Origin of the sequence: Limnobacter sp. 130 (assembly GCF_902506325.1) — a bacterium.
In the GTDB taxonomy this organism is placed as follows: domain Bacteria; phylum Pseudomonadota; class Gammaproteobacteria; order Burkholderiales; family Burkholderiaceae_B; genus Limnobacter.
On record NZ_LR732329.1, the window covers coordinates 13,879 to 32,493 of the forward strand.

Here is an 18,615-nt window from a genome sequence, read left to right on the forward strand (position 1 = left end):
CTGCAGAGGATGTAAGGTTGCGGTACAGGTTCGGCGAAGGCGGCAGTGCTTGCCGCCTGTTCACCGCCCGCATTATTGCAAAGTCAGTTTGTTGTTTTGGCTGAAACGGCGCATTTGATGAACCACTGCCAAGGCGACTTGACCTACAACCAAGCAACCAGCAGCCAACAGGTTAGGGCCTTCAAAGCCGGTGCCATTGATGTAATGTACGCCTGCGTTGATGGTGAAGCCTGTGGTCAACATGGCCATGAACAACATGCCTGGTGTGCGAACGACTGAGTCGATAAAGTTTTTCATTTTGGTATCCCTTTTCATTTGATGCGAAATTGGGGCTTTCGCTTTAACCCGGCAGACCCTTTGTTTGTTCTGCTTGGAATTAATTGTGCACACTTGTGCACTGAAAATCAAATTATTTTGTTAGAGATACCTTTCTAAAATTGTAAGTAATTGATTAATAATGTATTTTAATCATAACTTGGTGTGTACGGTTTGTTTGTTTTTTCAAAACGAAGTGCCCAGATCGATTCCCCAAGTTCTGGGTAAGTCAGTGCAAAACCCCTGAAAAACAAGGGCATGTGTTCAACATGGCCAGGAGCGGGCCAGTTGAACACGACCTGAACACGACTGTTTTTATAGAGTGGATTCAATACCTCGTTTTCAAACTCAAGCAGCACGTCGGGTGCAAGCAACTCGGTGAGCTGTTGACCAATCAGTGTGGATTTGACGTTGGCCCCCTGAAGCAACAGCAGTGCCGCTGGATTGGCCAGTTTTATTTTGCGCGATCGATCCAGGGTAATCACACCGTCTGGCGCATGGGCGATCAATTCCTCCAGCGAGTGAATGTCTTTCCAGACCATCCGTGCTTCGGTTTCATCCCTGAATGATTTGGTGTAGCCCACCAGTTTGCGATTGTGACTGTAGATGGGCGCAAGATTCATGCGAAGGTGAATGCGCTTGGCAGAATCGCTGATCCGCAGCGTTTGAATGTTTTTAAGTGTTTCGCCCTGTGCAGCCCGTTCGTGAAGTCTTTTCTCAGAGGTCAGCAACTCGTCCGGTATGGTGAGGTTTTGTTCTTGGTCGTACAAAACGCTGGCGGAGTCCAGGCCAAATAATTCCTCTGCTGCATGGTTCCACACCAGAATGCGGCCCCGGGTGTCCTCAGCAATCAAGGCCTCGGAGGAATTGTTGACCAACTGTTTGTGCAGTCTCAATTCGTCACGACGATCCAGCGTCCGTTTGACCTGGTAAGCCGCCAATCCACTCAAGGCAATACCCAGCAGGGTCAATGCCAAATAAACGGGGTTCATTGGCGTGTTGTTGTCAGGTTGGCTTGGCCAGAATTCCAAACGCCAGCGCCGGTTGCCCAACTGCAAATCCCGGCTCGCCGCGGCGTGAGGGTACAGGGTGACATTTTGGGGTTCGACATTGTCAAAAAAAAGAGCGGGTGTTTGTTTTTCCTCAAGCACTGAAATTCGAAGTTGCAGTGTTTGATCTTGCGCCAGCCAGGCTTTCAGGAACCGGTCGATCGAGATGGGAAAGGACACCCAGCCCACCAATTCTTCGTAACGAGCCCCCAGGTCACTGGACGGCACCGCTTTGTTGAACACTGGCATCAGCATGGTAAAACCCAGTCGTCCAACATGCGCATTCTGAATCATGGTGATCGGCTTTGATACAGATAAATCAGCCCGCGAGAATGCGCTGAGGCAGTTTTCACGTCGAACGTTTTCAGAGCCCAGATCCAGACCCTGCGCGGAGTGGTTTTCCTCAATGGGTTCAATGTACTGCATCACAAAACGGTCTTGAGAGGAAGGGCTGATAAAGCGGATCTGAAAGTCGCGCAGACCCTTCATTCTCATCTCCTGAATAAATTCAGCCTCTTTGTCCAGCGGAACCTTTCTGGCAAATGCAAGCCCCAAAGCACCAGGAAACTCCTTTCGCAAATTCAGGCTGTTCACGTAATTGCGGAATCGTTCAGGTGTCAGTTCGTCTTGCCCAAACGCAGTGATCAGGCTGGCGGTGTTTTGAAGGTTCTGCTTGTATTCATTGACCGTGTGTTGCAGGTCCGCAGTTCGTCGGTCCAGCAAGTGTTCAAATGCCAGGGCTTCAGTGGCCTCGGCATTTCGTTGCAGGTGAAAACCCATTGCGATGCACAGGCTTGCGCCGAGTACACCCACCAGTGTGGCATAAGCCCAATTTGTAAATGATTGATCCATTTCTCGCATGTCAGTGTGTATGACTCTGTTCTTTTAGGCGAGCCTGAATGTCTTCAATCAACAGGTCCGGATCAAAAGGTTTGGTAATGAAATTGGTGAAACCAATGTTGATGCATTCGTTTCTCATGCTGTTGCTGACATGTCCCGAGACGGCGTAAACCATCAAGTCCTGAAGTTCTTCGCGCTTGCGTATCAACCGTGTGGCCTCCAGCCCGTCCATCACGGGCATTTGCAGGTCCATGAGCACCGCATCGAAATGCGCATTGCCGCTGGTCAGCAATGCAAGTGCATCTGCCCCGTTGCTCACGCAACTCACTGAAACGCCCCGGTTCTCCAGGAGCTTTTTAAACACCTTGGCGTTCAAGGCATTGTCCTCGGCCAGCAACAAGCGAAGTGGGGCATCTTGAGACTGCTCTGGTGCAACCGGCGATTCTTGCTTGCTGTGTTTGTAAGCACGGCTCAAGCGGTCCCGAGTCAGCGGTTTCATCAACAGGCGAAGCTTGTGTTTTTCGGCGATTGCAGGCAGATCAGTGCCAAGCCAGACAATGTCTTGTCCCAAACTGGCTTGCTTGTCGAGAAACTGGCTGAGCCACTCGGCTTTGGACGCAGTGAATGGGCCGGGCAGGTCAAGCAGAACCCGCGCATTGTTGTGAACAGGCAATATTTTTTCGTGGGTGGTGCTGTGGTGTAGAAACTGAACTTGCCAATCGGGTTCCAGTGTTTGAACCAGGCGTGGCTCCAAAGCCGTTTCACCAATTTGCAGCAAAATCCGGCCGCTTTTATTGACGACTGGGTTGGTTCGAGCTTGGTTCAAGTTGCCATGCGACAGTGGCAGGCGAAACTCAAACTGGGTTCCCATATTGGGTTTGCTGCGCACATGGATGGTGCCGCCCATCACTTCAATGATCTGCCTGCAAATCGCAAGGCCCAGCCCCGCGCCGTTGTAGCGTTTCTGAAGCGATGAATCCACTTGATAGAACGCATCGAACACCCGTTCGATCTCTTGTTCTGGTATGCCAACGCCAGTGTCGGATACTTCAACAATCAGTTGATCCCGCTCTCTGCTCTCGGTCACAACCTGAATGCGCACAGTGACGCGGCCAAACAGGGTGAACTTGAATGCATTGGAAATCAGATTTTGAATGACCTGTTCAATTCGCCCCTTGTCGCCGAAGTAACTCGTCTGGCTTGACTGGGGTTCCAGCAAAAAAGGCTCAATGCCTGGTTTTTGAAGCCATTGCTGTTGAAGCATGTTTGCCGTGTTGTCGATCAAGTCATCGATATTAAAATCATTGTTGTTGAGGCGAAAGAAACCCTGGCGTATTTTCGACAGGTCCAGCAGATCATTCACAATGGCGTGCACTGATTCGCTGGATTGTTTGATGGCTTTGCCCAGTTCCTGAACTTCGGCAGAGTAGCCCGGCGCATCCAGCAAGATGGCGATGCTGTTGATTGAAGTCAGTGGTGTTCGAATTTCATGCGACACATTGGCAATCAGTTTGTCTTTTAACTCATTGGCCGATCGTGCTGATTCGAAAGCGGCCTGCATGGCTCTGCGTGACCGGTATTCGTACAACGACATCCAGACCACAATGGTCATTGTGATCAAGGCCAACAGCACCAGGTAGGGATGCAGCCCCATGGGTTTGCTCCACCCCTGTTTGGGAGCCACTTCAATTGCCCATTCACCGTAAGGAAAAAATACAGTGGATGAGATCGGGTCGATCAGCGTGGAAGCCGGGTTTCCATGCACGATTTGCCAGTTGGCATCCATCGGGCTTTTTTGTTGTACGTGCACCAGCAGCCCTTGTTGCTCCAAGGGTTCAATTACTTTTTGCTTGAGGTGTTCAAAGTCGATCAGCACCGCTGCAAAACCCATCAGGTCCTGATTGTTGTTCGGGTTGCGTTGCCGAAAAACCGGATAGCGAAGAATCAATGCATGGCCACCTTGCATCAGTTCGCGCGGGCCTTCCATGATGGTCTTTCCGGTCAGTGCCGCTTCTTCAAGAAAAGGGGCGGTGAGCTGCGCTTTGTAGAGGTTTAGTCCGATCGCACTTTGATTCAGGGCTGGGTTGGTTAAAAACCGCAGGATGCCGTCGGGTGCATATTGCAAGCTGCGAATGGCGGGGTTATCGACAGCAAGCAGGGTAGAGAACTGTTCAAAACTGGATTGGTCCAGTTGGGGCGTTTGCCGCACGAACACTTCAATGGCATGAAGGCTGGCGCTGGCTTTGCCAATAATTTTTTCAAGCGTGTTGGCGTAGTGGTCCAGGGTGTAGCGAACTTCTGCCTTGACACGCTGGGTTTCGCTTTCAACCTGTATGGAGTTGAACAGGGCCAGGCTGAGAAGGCACGCAGACAAGGCAATACCGATCAGCCAAGGCAATAAACCCAGGGAAGACTGGTGGTCGTTGTTATTCGCAGGCGTTTTCGACAAAGGCATGGCTGGAAAGACTCATTGGTTTGGGCCAAGAGTAGTCTTCCAGCGTCCGCTTGTATCGAATGATTAAGATAGTTAAATCATCCCGTTTACAATTGTTGTCAGTTTGTCGGGCTTCAGGCCTGAAAAAAGGCGGTCAAACGATTGGCATAACCCATTTCTTCTGCTTTGGCCTTGGCCTTGGCCCGGTAAGTCTTGTTGACCTTGTCCGTTAGTTTGGCCATTCGAACCTGCGCTTTCTCGTCCATTTCGGCGGTGATTAAACCCACCTCAACCAATAAGTTGTCCTCGGTGAAGGCGGCGGCAATCAGTTCAATCAGTTTTTCATCACTCAGCAAATTGGCCAGTTTCGCAATACGGTCTTTGCGCTGCGCATAAAACGAAATGTGCAGGTTGGCTGCCGGGTCCTTGATTACTTCCATGATCTCAATGGCTTTTTTCTCGGGGATGTAGTCAGTAAAGCCACCCAGCACATGAAAGTCGCCATGTTCAACCAGCTTGGCCGTTACTTTTTTCAACTGCTCAACAGGCAATTCAGCCAGCATGTTCACGGCACGCTCAGGAATCTGCTCGCGGGCAACTTCAGCCATGAAGTCTGCGTCGAACAGTTTGCACAGGCTTACAGCTTTGCTCATGGGGGTGAAGTACGACATATTGGCCGTAATCGCCGGGCCAAAAACCTTGGTGCACAAGGTTGCGCTAATTGAGTCGGGGGCCAGTTTGCCGGCGCCTGCAATTTTTTCAAACACGGGGCCAAATTTGTTCAGCAGGCTGTTTTGAAAATTGGTGCGCAGCTTTTGCAGCGCCAGGGCGTCGAGTTTGTCCAGGTAAGCCAAATCGTCGGCAGACTTGTGCAAGGCTTGCGCCAGGCGGCGCAGTTCAGTGTTTCGGTCCATGATTCAAAGTCCCAGAATTTTTTTAACAGTGCCGCGCAACAGGCGTGGAATGTGTTCAAGCGCGTTGTCCATGCTTTCTTTTAAAAAAGCATCGTGAGCCTGGTGGGCAGTGGCCAGGTCTGCGGCCAGTTTCTTTTGGTTGGCGGCGCTAAGCTGTTCGAGCTCAGGCATCGGTTCTCCCAATGCATCGATCAATGCGGCATCCAGTTTGGGCATGCTTGTCTCCTGTTTTGTTAGGTTTTGCTGAATGATAAGTTGATTTTTTAATTTCGACAGTTTTTCTTTCCCGTTTAGAGGACAGGGTCAAATTCAGCAGGGGGGCAGATCGCATACACTTTCACTCAGCATAAACAAACCGTGGTCAACCAAGCATTGGCCAGCAAAGTGAGCAAGCAGTGAATATTTATCAGCCTTTGAAGCAGCATGAATCGTGTTTTGTCGACTTGCGTGGTTTGCGCACTCATTTGCATTGCTGGGGCCCTGAAAATGCGCCACTGTTGGTGATGGTGCATGGCTGGATGGACGTGGGTGCCAGCTACCAGTTCGTAGTGGATGCCCTGAAAAATGATTACCGGGTTGTGGCGCCCGACTGGCGAGGGTTTGGCTTGAGCGAATGGCCCGTTGCAGACGGCGCGCCCGGCATACGTTCCTATTGGTTTCCGGATTACCTGGCCGACCTGGACGCCTTGCTGGACCATTTCTCGCCCACACAGCCTGTGAACCTGGTGGGCCACAGCATGGGTGGCAATATTGCCATGATGTATGCCGGTGTTCGGCCACAGCGCATTCGCAGCGTGGTCAATCTTGAGGGATTTGGCATGCTCGACTCCTCGGCGGAAAAGGCGCCCAAACGTTACGGCAACTGGCTTGATGAGATCAAGGCCCCGAAGCAATTGCGAACCTACGGCAGCCTGGAAGCGGTGGCCAGGCGCTTGCAAAAAACCAACCACAGGCTAAGCGATGAAAAGGCGATGTACCTGGCGCAATTCTGGAGCAAGGTGGACAACGACGGTTACAGTTTGCTGGGCGATGCCGCACACAAAATCATGAACCCGATTGGCTACCGGCTGGCTGAAGCCCAAGCGTGTTGGCGCAATATTGCTGCACCTGTATTGCATGTTGAGGCCAAACAAACCGAAGCTGGGCTGTGGTTGAGCCGAGCGGGCGAGCCGGTGGATTTTGATGCGTTCCGTACGCGGTTTGATTGTGTCCCGAAGTGGGAATCAGTGATTGTGGACAACGCCGGGCACATGGTTCACCACGATCAGCCCGAGGTTTTGGCGCAGCTGATTGAAAGCCACATTGAAAAAGGATAAAAAAAAGCCGACTTCCTGGGAAGCCGGCTTAACCTTTCTCACTTGCGGAGAAGAGGAGACATGAGGTTGAGCACTGTTACAGCACTCAATGTAAACATTCTCGCGCTAAGCTTTCGGATCAGCAAGCAGATTTGTAGGTAATTTATACTAGACAAAACCATGAACTTTCACCGCTTTGTCACATACACAGGCTTTCTTCATGCCCCACATTACGATTGAATACAGTGACAACCTGCGCGATCTGGACGAGTCCTGGGTGCTGCTTCAGGTCAATAAAGCCTTGATGGGTTTGGGTATTTTTATGGATGCCGACATCAAAACCCGAATCCATTGTTTGCGCGCTTATCGCATGGGGGTGGCTGCCGCTGAAACTGGAGCGCATGCCTTTGTGGCGGCCACAGTGGAGTTGCTCAGCGGGCGGGAATTTTCCATTCAAGAGCATTTGGGCCAAGTGTTGCTCAGGGTACTGGAACGCACTTGCCTTCAATCCGATGGCTTGCAGACTCAAATCAGTGTGCATGTGCGTGAAATGCAGTCCGAGCTGTATTTCAAATCGGTCAGCAAGCGCAACTGAAAGCCTGGTGAATCAGGCACCCAACAATTGATGCGGGTTTTGTCCCTGCATTTTTCGTTTCAACAGTTCAATTAGCCGGGGTTCATCCAGCAAGGCCATGTGGCCGGTGCGGTCGATCACGTGGTTGGCTGCACCTTCCAAATGTGCATATCGATGATGCAATATCAAGGCATCGGGAATGGCAATCACACTGCTCATTTTTTGCCGGTGCGAGTCGTCTTCCACATTCAGTTGATTCAAAAAGTCACTGTTGGGCAGCATGTCTGCGGCACACTCGCCAACGCCAAGGTGGGCCATGCGCGTGCCATTGTTGGGCGAAGCCAGGGTGAACAGGTGTTGCACCTGTGAATGACTATGCCAGCGCTGGCTCATGGCTTTGCGCACGATCAACCCACCCATGGAATGTCCAACCAGGTAGGTGTTGGCACCTTCGCATTCAGGCTGGCCAAGCACCGTGTCCATGTAATGCCCGAAATCGTGCGCCATGTCGTGTACCGAGGCCAATAGATAGCGCGGTTGATACAGGGCCACGCGTACGCCGCTCCACAGCAGTTCTTCATACAGGGCGGCAAAACAACCGGGTTTTTCCATGTAGCCGGGCACCATGAACACAATGGGCAACTGGCGGTTGTGAAAGTTGGGGCTGAATTCAGGAACAAACTGCGCCACACGTTGGCGAAACAGAAAGCTTAAGCCAAACAGATAACCCTCGCGGGCTGCAAGTTTGGCCACTTCGGCCATGCCCAATTTTGGGTGACCATTGACAGGTGTTTGACTGGCCATTTTATTGTCCCTTTCAAAAACACTTTCAGGATTGCTGGCTCGTTTTGTTTAAATTACGCTTGTATGCGCATTGACTACAATTCAATTAACGGTCAAAAAAGTGTCCTGTTGAGTAAATAGAACACTACACAGGGTAAACACGGGGATTCAGTCGATGAAAAAAGGCCAGCAATTGCTGGCCTTTCCAATTTGAACTGACGCCTGAACGCGTGCTACACCAAGGTGTCAGCCCAAATATTCTGGGCCCAGTTCCAGGCGTAAGTGCCTTCAAGTTCGTTGGGGGCTGCCGATACGCCGCCCGAGCCCTCAACGGTCAAGAAGGTTTTCTTCTCGGCGTTGAACACATGCACACTGGCCACGTGAATCACGTTGTTGGTGGTTACATAGCTGTAGCAGGTGTTGTTGGTCAATGGTGTGGCATTGGGTTCCCAGCCGCTAAGCTGCGCAACAATGGCTGCTGCCACCACTTTGGCCTGGCTGTTGGCCATGTGACCGCTTTTCGGCATTTGCGGTGCACCTTGAACAGAATCGCCAATCACGTGCACATTGGGTGCCACAGTGGACTCAAAGGTCATGTAGTTCACCTCGGCCCACCGATTGTTCAGGTTGGCAATGCCGGAATCGACTGCCAGTTTGCCGGCGCGCTGCTCCGGCAAAATATTCAGCACATCGCCCTTGATTGGCTCTTCAAATTCAAAGCGAACCGTTTTCGTGGCGCCGTCGACCCCCGTTACTTTCATATTGGGCCGGTATTCCAGAATGCCTTTGTACTCGCTTTCCCAAACGCCTTTGAACAGCTTGCCTTTCGATGTTACGTCGGCATTGGCGTCCAGCAGCAGTACTTTTGATTTCGGTTTGTACTGCTTGAAGTAGTTGGCCACCATGCTGGCGCGCTCGTAAGGGCCGGGGGGGCAGCGGTAGGGGGCCAGTGGCACGTTTAGCACATAGGTGCCGCCATTGGGCATGGCTTCCAGTTGCTTGCGCAAACCCACGGTTTCAGGGCCGGCTTTCCAGGCGTGAAAAATTTGCCCGTTGGCATTGGCTGCAACCAGGCCTTCGATTTTGTCCAGTTGCAAGTCAATGCCAGGTGACAGCACCAGTTTGTCGTAGGGCAGGGTTTTGCCGCTTTTCAATTTCACGGTGCGTTTTTCAACGTCAATGGCAGTCACGTAGTCTTTCACCATTTTCACGCCGTGGTTGCGGCTCAAGCCCGTGTAGGGTGTGCTGATTTCACTGATTTGGCGAATACCGCCCACCACCAGGTTGCTCATGGGGCAAGAAATAAATGTGGAATTGGGTTCAACCAAAGTGACATCGAGCTGGTTACCGGAAAGCATGCGCAGGTATTTGGCTGCCGTGGCGCCACCGTAACCGCCACCAATCACGACCACTTTGCCTTTGGCACTTTTTGCGGTTGCAGACAGGGGCATGCCGCCCAACAGGGCAGAGGCCAGCGCGCTGGTTTGTAAAAATTGTCGTCTTTGCATGGTGCGCTCCTTAGTCTTTTTTACCGAGGTAGTTGGCGATGATGTCGATTTGCTCGTCGGTGTAGCCCTTGGCAAGTTGATGCATCACAGTGGCGGGGCGCTGCCCGGTTTTAAACCAGATCATGTTGGTTTTGATGTATTCCACACTCAGGTTGGCAAGCCCGGTGACTGCGCTGCCTTGCACACCCACGCCGTTGGTGCCGTGGCAATTCGCGCAGGTGGCAGCCAGGCTGGCCGCTTGCAGTTTCTTTTCGGGTGTCAGTTCATTGGCTAGGGCGCCAGTGCCCAGCAGCAGGCCGCTGCCAGCCAAGGCCATGCTCATCAGCAGGCGCGTGGCGTGTTGTTTCAAATCAGTCATTGCTGTCCCTCCAGTTCTTGTATGTATGAATGCTTGTCTCCAGCATTGTGAATCGAATATGAATCATCACGCATGCAGTGTCAATTAGCCGACACAATTCGAAATCCAATCTGATTCTAGCGTGGTAACAGGTACAGGCAAGCAGTTTTTTCTCATACGCATATAACAAGATCGAGGTTGGCGTGGCTCACTCCAAACATGCACTGCAAGCAGTACTCCTTTCCCTGTCCACACTGGTACTTGGCGCGTGTTTGTCGTCAGGCGGAGATGACCCCACAAGCACTTCGGGTGGCGGGTCGGCGGTCAATCCTGCCGAATCCAACGGCCGGGTGTTTTTGATCCAGCCCGGGCCCAATGCGACTGAGGAAATGGTCAAGGCCATGGTTCAACTCAAGCCCAAGGACATTTTGCGGTTTGATTGCGGTTTCTTCGATTTGAAAACGGGTATTCAGATTACGACCACTGAGGACGTGATTATTGAAGGCTGTGGCATGGATGAAACGTTCCTGTCCTTTCGGGACAGTACTTCGCAAGAGGGTTTCCTGGCCTCGAACGTGCGCGGTGTCACCATACGCAACCTGACCATTGGCGACTCACCCGGCGATGCCTTCAAAATGAAAGGCGTGAACCATGGCACCTTGAAAAAGGTGCGCGCCATTTGGAGTAGTGGCCGCAAGCTGCCCGAGGAGCGCCCGATTACTGCAGCCAATTTCCGCGATGAAATCAAGGTGGCCTGTACCGACCCCGCACGCCACAACCCGGCCAACCCCAATCCGCTGGAAACCGACAACACCTCGCCCGACTACACGGTGAGTACCGCTTCAGGGCGTTACGGCATTTACCCGGTTGAAAGCCGCAATATTCTGGTGGAAGAAACTGAAAGTATTGGTGCCTCGGATGCCGGTATTTATGTGGGCCAAACCAATATTGCAAAAATCCGCAAAAGCCGCGCGGCATTCAATGTGTTCGGCTTCGAGATTGAGAACGTTCAGGATGGGGAATACTCCGAAAATCTGGCTGAATGTAACTCGGGTGGTTTTCTGGTTTACGACCTGGACAACCTGACCCAATATGGTTCGCGCTCGCGAGTGTTCAACAACATTTCCCGCAACAACAACACCTACAACTTTGCGGTACCCGGTTCAATCGTGGCCAACGTGCCGCGTGGTTCGGGCTTGATCACGCTGGCCTACGACAAAATCGATATTTACGACAACGTGTTCGAGAACAACGGTACTGCCGGCATTATTTTGACCAGTTACGATTTGCTGGGTGAAAACGGCGACCGCCGCATGGACGTGTATTCCGAAGCGGTGAATATTTTCGACAACACCTTCGTTAACAATGGCAATGATTTGCCCCAACCTGATTTTGCGACCATTTTGGCGACTCAGGGTGGGCAAGTAACCAGTGCTTTCCCAGCAGTGGTGGGTTTGAAAAACGCAGCCGGTGGCGGTGGTTATCGCGGCGCGCACATTGTTTGGGATGGTTATACCGACAACTTGAACAGCAGTTGTGAACTGCCCAAAGACCGCAATGGCAACCCCGTGGCGGTGGATGCCGATGGCAAGCCCATTCAGGGCAACCAAAACCCCAACCCAAGCTGCCGCTACAACAAATACAAATTCGAGTCCAATGGTCAGCGCAAGGTGCCAGCCTGGTGGTTCAGTTGTATCAATCCAAATAACAATTTCGGAACCGACAGCCTGGCGTTTGCCAATTTCCACGGCACCCGTGGTCTGGATGCGGTGATTAACTTGAACACCAATGACCCGGCCGCCAATTTGTCGCTGGATTATTTGACTGCGGTGGGCAGCGGTATCCCCTTGTTCCCCTCTGAATTTGACTTGAGCAAGCACGATTGTGTGGCGCGCTTCGGTTCGGACCTGCCACGCCTGCCCGATTTCGAGTTCGAGCCGTTTGAGCCCAGTGGCCAGTTTGCACCCGAGCCCACTGCGGAAGCTGTGAAAGCCTTGTGTGAAGTGCCCTTGAAGGCCGGGGTGGTCAATCAACCTGCTGCTGTGGTGAACTGCCCGGACCTGGCTCAGTACAACCTGTTTGCGGATGATCAAAACCCGGCAAGCCGACCCAACGGGCAAGGCATGCCCTATGTGTTGAACAGCAAGTTATTCAGTGACTATTCGATCAAGCACAGGGTGATGTTTATTCCTGAAAGCAAGCAGGCGCGTTTCCTGGAAGATGAATCAAGCCGGGTCAATTCCACCATTGAGTTCCCGGTGGGTACCATTATTGCCAAAACATTCTCGTTTGTTGATCAACCTGCAGCGCGTGAAACACCCTATGAAACCCGCTTGTTGATCAAGCGCCAACGCACCGATGGTCAAAATTATTGGGAAGCGCTGGAGTACATTTGGCAAGACGCAGGCAATGGCAAACGCAAGGCCGTACTGACCCAGTTTGGCGGCAGTGCAGCAGCGTCTTGGGATTATGTGGACGTGGATTCCGGCAAGCGTCAAACCGGAAGCACCAATGCCTACATGTTCCCCAATGCCAGCCAATGTGCAATTTGCCACAGCAACAACGATGTGGACCCTGGTTCGGCACCGATTGGCCCCAAGCCACGCAATTTGAACCGGGCCTATGTGAATGAATCGCCCATGTTCACCGGGCAGGCACAGCACCCGGTCAACGGCAAAAACCAGTTGAAATTCATGTGCGAAACCGGTTTGATGAATGGCTGCCCGAGCAGCTTTAATCTGGATCAGCGCCAGGTGGCCACCAATGTGAACCACATTCCGAAGTTCAATAACCCGGGCGACTCGGGCATGGCTGCCAATTCAAAAGGCGATATCGAGGCCCGCGCACGCGCTTACCTGGAAGTCAATTGTGCCCATTGCCACAACGTGAATGGACAGGCCTCGAATACAGGTTTTTATGTGGACGTATTCCGGGCCGTGGACAGCACTTACGGCATTTGTAAAAAGCCAACTGCCAGTGGTTCAGAAGGGCGGGGTACGCGGACCTACGACATTCACCCTGCGGTGTCGGGCGATTCGATTGTGCCGTATCGCATGGGGCCGGAAGCCGTGGAACTGGCAGCGAAAATGCCGCCGCTGGCCCGCAGTGTGGTTCACACCGAAGGCGTGGCGTTGATCAATCAGTGGATTGATCAGGTGATTGATTCAAGCTATGAAAATGCCGATGCCTGCCAAGATGGCAGCAATTCGGGCGGTGGATTGCCATTGATCGGAGGTCTTCCCCTGTTACCATAGCAGGCATGGAATTACTCAAAGATCCCACCACCTTGTTTTTGATCAAACTGGCCATCACCTTCGGGTTGATGGCCAGTGGGTTTTTCGTGAACAGGGCCTTGTCCTGGTCGCTTCGCAAACTTCATCCCTACCACCCTGAAAAGGCTCGCTCGCAACTGGTTTTTCTGAAAAACCTGGTGCGCATGTCAGTGTTTTTCCTGTTGATTTCGGTGTGGGCTTCGCAAATTACCGGCGCTTTTCTCAGTGTGGTGGCCATTGCGGGTGCCATGATCATCACCGGCAAGGAAGTGGTGTTGAGTCTGTTGGGTTATGTCAATATTTCGCTGTCCAAGCCCTTCCGGATTGGCGACTACATTGAAATTGGTACACAAAATGGCCGGGTGATCGATATTGATCTGCTCAGTACCAAGCTGTTTGAAATCGGCATGTCAGGCAAATACACCGGGCGGCGCCTGGCGGTGCCCAACGCCATGGTGTTGACGCAAACCATCAAACACATGTCCATGTTGGGCAAATTCAGCCTGTACACCATTGACATCATCTTGCCCTTCAAGGCCGACACCGTGAGGGCTGAAGAAGTGGCCTTGCAAGTGGCCAATGCGGTCTCTGCCAGTTGGCTTGAGGAGGCGGACCAGTATTTCGATCGCATCGAAGTGTCGGAGTTTGTGGATTTACCCGGCGCAAAGCCAGAGGTGTTCTGGCAGGCCTACAATGAGCTGGCGCATAAAATGATTGTTCGCCTGGCTTGCCCGCTGGAAAAGCGGGGCGATGCAGAACAGGCAATTTACAAAGGTTTCTGGCGAGAATTTGGACCGGTTTAACTGACCCTTACCCCAGGGAACCTCTTGGTACGGGTTGGTGTCTATCAAGCCATGCAAAAAACAACAAAGGGACATCAATGACACAGTTTGCGCATCAATCCTGGCTTAACAAGCTGATCCTGTTGACCTGCTCCGGTTTGTTTGGTGGCGCAGTGTTGGCAGCCGGCGGTCACAGCCACTCCCGCCACAACGATGCGGCCCATGTTCATGGAGTTGGCGAGCTTGAGGTGGTGCAAGATGGCAACGGCCTTTTCATCAGTTTGTACTCGCCTTTGGAAAACGTGCTTGGGTTTGAGCGCAGTCCGAAAACCGACGCAGAAAAAGTCAAGGCACGCAGGGTGAAATCACTGTTGCAGGCCAATGGCATGTTTGCATTCTCGCCCGATGCGCAGTGCAAACGGACTTCTTACAAACTGTATTCCGAGGTGTTGAATCCGCACAGTCATGGTCCCAGTGATGATCATCAACACCATGAATCTGAAAGCGGGCATTCCGATTTTCGTGTTGCCTATGAGTTTGAATGTGCAGAGCCTGCAAAACTCAAGGTAATCGATGTGCGCGTGTTTCGCCAGTTTCCGGGTTTCGAGAAAATTGAAGTGCAGGCCTTGTTTCCAAAGGGCCAGGTTGGTGCAAGCCTTACGCCCAAACAGAGCACCTTGGTGGTTCAATGACCGCAGCAGTACTTCACTGCAACAACATTGCATTCAAATACGCCAGCAGCGGATTTGAGTTGAAAATCCCCGAGTTCTCGATGCAAGCCGGGGACACGGTATTTCTTGAAGGCGACAGCGGCAGCGGCAAAAGTACTTTGCTTAATTTGATGGCGGGTGTTTTGTTGCCACAAAGCGGCCATGTCAGTTTGATGGGGAAAAACCTGAGCGCTTTGTCGGCCAGCCAATGCGACGCACTTCGGGTCGATCACATTGGCTTTTTGTTTCAGCAATTCAATTTGCTCAGTTATTTAAGTGTGCTTGATAACGTGAACTTGCCCTGCAAGTTTTCAAAGCGCCGCAAACAAAACGCATTGACGCATTCTGGTTCGGTGAATCAGGCCGCAAAGCAACTGTTGGGTGCTTTGGGTATGGACAAATTCCTGAATCAATCGGTGTCGACCTTGTCTGTTGGTCAGCAACAGCGCGTGGCCGCCGCCCGGGCTTTGATTGGTCAGCCCGATTTGATCATTGCTGACGAACCCACCTCTGCACTCGATGCGGGTCACCAAGCCCAGTTTGTTCAATTGTTGCTTGCACAGGCCGCTCAGCAAAACACGGCTGTGCTGCTGGTCAGCCATGACCCAGCCTTGGCACAACACTGTGACAGGCGACAGCGCGTGGAGCAGTGGCAGGCATGATCCAAACCCTGTTTTTGTTGGCCAGTCGAAGTGCCTGGAGCCGCAAAGGCAGCCTGTTGCTGTTGTTGCTCAGTGTGATCACTTCCACATGCCTGTTGTTGGGCATTGATTTGGCGCGGCAAAGTGCCAAGGCCAGTTTTTCCAATGCAGTGGCGGGTACTGATTTAATTGTTGGTGCACAAACAAGCCCGGTTTCCCTGTTGCTCTACAGCGTTTTCCGAATTGGCCAGGCCACGCGAAATGTGCCCTATGCCGACTTTGAGAGGCTGGAACAAGACCCCCGCGTGAAGTCGGCCTTGCCCATTGCACTTGGCGATTCCTACCAAGGCTTTGCCGTGGTGGGTACCAAGGCAATTTATTTCGAGCAGTTTTTGTACGGGGCACGGCAAAACCTGCAATTTAAACATGGCCGCGCTTTCGAAGATTACAGTGTTGGCAAACCTGCAACCGTGTTGTTTGAAGCTGTGTTGGGCGCGGAAGTGGCCAAGCGCCTGAAGCACAAGGTGGGCGACAAAATCGCACTGAGCCATGGCATGCAAATTCAGCAGACCGAACCCAGCCATGCGGACAAACCTTTTGTTGTGGTGGGTGTTCTGGAGCCGACAGGAACCCCTGTTGACCAAAGCGTACACATTAGCCTTGCGGGCATGGAGGCCATTCATGTGGACTGGGCCGCCGGTGTGCCGGTGCCTGGTGCGGAAATTCCTGCTGAATATGTCACCAAGTTCAATTTACAGCCCAAGTCAGTGACTGCCGTGTTGCTGGGTTTGAACAACCGGGCCGGTGTTTTTCGCATGCAGCGTGAACTTGAAAACCGACCCAATGCAGCACTCAGTGCAATTTTGCCCGGTGTGGCTTTAAGCACTTTGTGGCAAACCGTGGGTGTGGTTGAGCGGGTGTTGTTGTTTGTGGCTGCGCTGGTGGCTGTGGTCAGTGCGCTGGGGTTGACCAGCGTCATGCTGGTTACGCTGGGGCAGCGCAGGCGAGAACTGGCGGTGTTGCGTTCAACCGGCGCCGGGCCGCGCACCGTGTTTGGCTTGTTATTCCTTGAAAGCGCGCTGGTGATGTGGATCGGTGTTGCACTGGGTGTGATAGTGCTTGTGTTGGCCAGTGCTGCACTTGCGCCCTGGGTTCAGGCACAATTTGGTTTACAACTGGTGGGGCTGCGCGAACTTGGCGCGGGCTTGCTGGCGGTGGTCGCTTTTGCCGCATTTGGCAGCTTGCTGGGTCTGGTGCCCGCATTTCAGGCCTACCGAAACCAGTTGCAGGATGGTTTAAACCCCAAAACAAATTGATTCAACAGTGAAGTAACGTGCAGGTGTATTGTTCATGAAAATTGGCAAAGTAATCGTGATGGTTGTGGCCGTGGTGGTGCTTACTGTACTGGGCTATGGCCTTGCCTCCTGGTTTCTCGGCAAGCCTGCCCAAAACGCAGAAGGCGCGACCCAACTGGAACAAACACTGGCCCAACTTTCAAGCGAAACGGCAACTACCGATGGCGAGTATGCAGTAGGTGATCGCTTGGCTGGTCAGCCCGCCAAAAAAGCAACCGAGTTCGATCCTGCATTTCCAGAGTTGCAGTGGGACAACTTGATGCCTGCCGATTGGGACCCGATGGCTGCGTTTCGTGGCATGAATATCGCAGAACTGCAGGACAACGATCCGAAAGCCCAAGAGGCGTTGGAGAAAATGCGCAAAGCCTGGAACGATGCGCCTGTCAATATGTCTTACACGGGGAAAAAAGTACGCATTCCCGGATTTGCAATTCCAATTGAACAAAGCGAGAAGGGCGTGGATGAGCTGTTGTTGGTGCCGTATTTCGGGGCCTGTATTCACACACCGCCACCGCCCGCCAATCAAATCATTCATGTCAAACTCAGCGAACCCCAACCCGCCGTGGGCGCCATGCAGGCGTACTGGGTGTGGGGAGAACTCACTGCCAGCAAGTTCAGCAGTGAATTGGGCGACGCAGCCTATTTGCTGACCGCCACAGGCATACAGCCTTACGACGAGTGAGCTAGCGACTGAATTAGTAAAAACCCCTCTATTTTTATCGTTGACAGCAAGTCATCATGCCCATACCGTTACATCAAGCGATGTTACAGTCTATAAAAAAAACAAACGTTTGATTTCCACTGGAGGTAATGATTCATGGGCAATGTAAGCACTGGCACAGAATTAGCCAGCATGCATCATCTTGAGCTTGCATTTCTTGACGATGTTGCACCGAACTACCTCAACCTGGCCCGCCCGCCGCATGGCTTGAAGATTCGCCAATGGAAAAACCGCAGCGCGGTGCCCCTGATCAATAAATTGCATGCAGGCCTTTCAGGCCTGAAGCGCAATCAGGCCACTGTGCTTGACCACCAGTTGGTGTGGCTTGAAGGTGGCAATCCCGAAGGCACGCCTGTGGTGCTGCTGCATGGTTTTGCGTCCAACAAGGAAAACTGGTTGTCGCTGGTGCCTTTTTTGTTGAAGCAGCATCGTTTGTTTGTGCTGGATTTGCCCGGTTGGGGTGAAAGCCAGTTCAATGCCAATGTGCCTTATGGGCTGGATGACCAGGTGGCCCGTGTTGCAGCCTGGATTGAAAGCCATGTGCCGGGCAAAGCCCATTTGGTGGGCAATTCCGTGGGTGGCTTGGTGTCGGCTTTGTTGGCCGGTCGGCATGGGCATTTGATACAAACACTGTGCCTGATGAACCCGGCTGGTGGAAAGGGCAGTGACCACACCCGTTTTGAAGCGGGTCTGAAAGAAGGCCGTAACCCAATGATCGTGGAAAGCCTTGCGGGCGCGCACACCCTTATGAGCCTGGCCGTACACAACCGTGCAATTGCTTTGGCACTTGCCCCGGTGATGGCACAAGACCTGATCAGCCGCCGGCATGTCAATCGGCACCTGTTTCATCAAATGTTTGTCAATGCGCCCAATCCGAATGGTCCGGGCATGTCCGCCACACAGGCTCCAACCCTGATCATGTGGGGCAAAGAAGACCGACTGGTACATTACACCGGCGCTTACACCTACCAAGCCATCATTCCTCATGCGGATGTGTTACTTTTTGACGGCGTGGGCCACTTGCCCATGGTTGAAATTCCGATCCGCACGGCCAAGGCCCTGCAGGAGTTTTGGACGGCCTGATC

At 52.6% G+C, this 18,615-nt stretch carries 17 protein-coding genes; 9 read left to right on the plus strand and 8 right to left on the minus strand.

The window, feature by feature from the left end; genetic code table 11:
* Positions 1-72 precede the first annotated feature (72 nt).
* The 5 genes from FRIGORI9N_RS08700 to FRIGORI9N_RS08720 all read right to left on the minus strand — a co-directional run bounded on the left by FRIGORI9N_RS08700 (position 73) and on the right by FRIGORI9N_RS08720 (position 5,768).
* Entirely contained in the window at positions 73-297 is a 225-nt protein-coding gene (locus FRIGORI9N_RS08700; RefSeq protein ID WP_159569770.1) for a hypothetical protein, read from the minus strand.
* A 167-nt stretch (positions 298-464) separates the two neighbouring features.
* Positions 465-2,216, minus strand: a complete 1,752-nt coding sequence (locus FRIGORI9N_RS08705; RefSeq protein ID WP_159569772.1) for a CHASE domain-containing protein — start codon at positions 2,214-2,216, stop codon at positions 465-467.
* A 10-nt stretch (positions 2,217-2,226) separates the two neighbouring features.
* Positions 2,227-4,659 (minus strand): ATP-binding protein, encoded by a 2,433-nt coding sequence (locus tag FRIGORI9N_RS08710; RefSeq protein ID WP_159569774.1) that lies wholly within the window; start codon positions 4,657-4,659, stop codon positions 2,227-2,229.
* 113 nt (positions 4,660-4,772) lie between these two features.
* The gene (locus tag FRIGORI9N_RS08715; protein ID WP_159569776.1) at positions 4,773-5,552 is read right to left on the minus strand and encodes a hypothetical protein; all 780 of its coding nucleotides are present in this window, start codon (positions 5,550-5,552) and stop codon (positions 4,773-4,775) included.
* Positions 5,553-5,555: 3 nt separating this feature from the next.
* Complete coding sequence (locus FRIGORI9N_RS08720; protein WP_159569778.1) at positions 5,556-5,768, minus strand: hypothetical protein; 213 nt, start codon at positions 5,766-5,768, stop codon at positions 5,556-5,558.
* Between the two features lie 179 nt (positions 5,769-5,947).
* Here FRIGORI9N_RS08720 and FRIGORI9N_RS08725 point away from each other — a divergent pair, with 179 nt between their 5' ends.
* Both FRIGORI9N_RS08725 and FRIGORI9N_RS08730 read left to right on the plus strand, forming a co-directional pair.
* Positions 5,948-6,868: an alpha/beta fold hydrolase gene (locus FRIGORI9N_RS08725; RefSeq protein WP_201301463.1), complete on the plus strand. Its 921-nt coding sequence runs from the start codon at positions 5,948-5,950 to the stop codon at positions 6,866-6,868.
* 199 nt (positions 6,869-7,067) lie between these two features.
* A complete protein-coding gene (locus tag FRIGORI9N_RS08730; protein WP_159569780.1) occupies positions 7,068-7,442 on the plus strand; it encodes a 5-carboxymethyl-2-hydroxymuconate Delta-isomerase in 375 nt (124 codons plus the stop codon).
* 12 nt (positions 7,443-7,454) lie between these two features.
* On the opposite strand, the gene FRIGORI9N_RS08735 is transcribed toward FRIGORI9N_RS08730, so the two are convergent.
* The 3 genes from FRIGORI9N_RS08735 to FRIGORI9N_RS08745 all read right to left on the minus strand — a co-directional run bounded on the left by FRIGORI9N_RS08735 (position 7,455) and on the right by FRIGORI9N_RS08745 (position 10,070).
* Positions 7,455-8,225, minus strand: coding sequence for a serine aminopeptidase domain-containing protein (locus tag FRIGORI9N_RS08735; RefSeq protein ID WP_159569782.1), 771 nt, complete (start codon positions 8,223-8,225; stop codon positions 7,455-7,457).
* Positions 8,226-8,437: 212 nt separating this feature from the next.
* A complete protein-coding gene (locus tag FRIGORI9N_RS08740) occupies positions 8,438-9,712 on the minus strand; it encodes an NAD(P)/FAD-dependent oxidoreductase (RefSeq protein WP_201301464.1) in 1,275 nt (424 codons plus the stop codon).
* Between the two features lie 10 nt (positions 9,713-9,722).
* Entirely contained in the window at positions 9,723-10,070 is a 348-nt protein-coding gene (locus FRIGORI9N_RS08745; protein WP_236550851.1) for a c-type cytochrome, read from the minus strand.
* Between the two features lie 182 nt (positions 10,071-10,252).
* On the opposite strand from FRIGORI9N_RS08745, the gene FRIGORI9N_RS08750 reads away from it, so the two are divergent.
* The 7 genes from FRIGORI9N_RS08750 to FRIGORI9N_RS08780 all read left to right on the plus strand — a co-directional run bounded on the left by FRIGORI9N_RS08750 (position 10,253) and on the right by FRIGORI9N_RS08780 (position 18,613).
* Positions 10,253-13,303, plus strand: coding sequence for a parallel beta-helix domain-containing protein (locus FRIGORI9N_RS08750; protein ID WP_201301465.1), 3,051 nt, complete (start codon positions 10,253-10,255; stop codon positions 13,301-13,303).
* A 5-nt stretch (positions 13,304-13,308) separates the two neighbouring features.
* A complete protein-coding gene (locus FRIGORI9N_RS08755; protein ID WP_159569784.1) occupies positions 13,309-14,124 on the plus strand; it encodes a mechanosensitive ion channel family protein in 816 nt (271 codons plus the stop codon).
* A gap of 77 nt (positions 14,125-14,201) precedes the next feature.
* On the plus strand, positions 14,202-14,795 hold the full coding sequence (locus FRIGORI9N_RS08760; RefSeq protein WP_159569786.1) for a DUF2796 domain-containing protein: 594 nt from the start codon (positions 14,202-14,204) through the stop codon (positions 14,793-14,795).
* Positions 14,792-15,475 carry an ABC transporter ATP-binding protein gene (locus FRIGORI9N_RS08765; protein ID WP_159569788.1) on the plus strand — a complete coding sequence of 228 codons (684 nt, stop codon included), beginning with the start codon at positions 14,792-14,794 and terminating at the stop codon, positions 15,473-15,475. The genes FRIGORI9N_RS08760 and FRIGORI9N_RS08765 overlap by 4 nt, the downstream gene beginning before the upstream one ends.
* Positions 15,472-16,770 (plus strand): ABC transporter permease, encoded by a 1,299-nt coding sequence (locus FRIGORI9N_RS08770; protein WP_159569790.1) that lies wholly within the window; start codon positions 15,472-15,474, stop codon positions 16,768-16,770. The genes FRIGORI9N_RS08765 and FRIGORI9N_RS08770 overlap by 4 nt, the downstream gene beginning before the upstream one ends.
* A gap of 34 nt (positions 16,771-16,804) precedes the next feature.
* Entirely contained in the window at positions 16,805-17,491 is a 687-nt protein-coding gene (locus FRIGORI9N_RS08775; protein WP_159569792.1) for a DUF3299 domain-containing protein, read from the plus strand.
* A gap of 135 nt (positions 17,492-17,626) precedes the next feature.
* Entirely contained in the window at positions 17,627-18,613 is a 987-nt protein-coding gene (locus FRIGORI9N_RS08780) for an alpha/beta fold hydrolase (protein ID WP_159569794.1), read from the plus strand.
* The last annotated feature ends 2 nt before the right edge of the window (positions 18,614-18,615 follow it).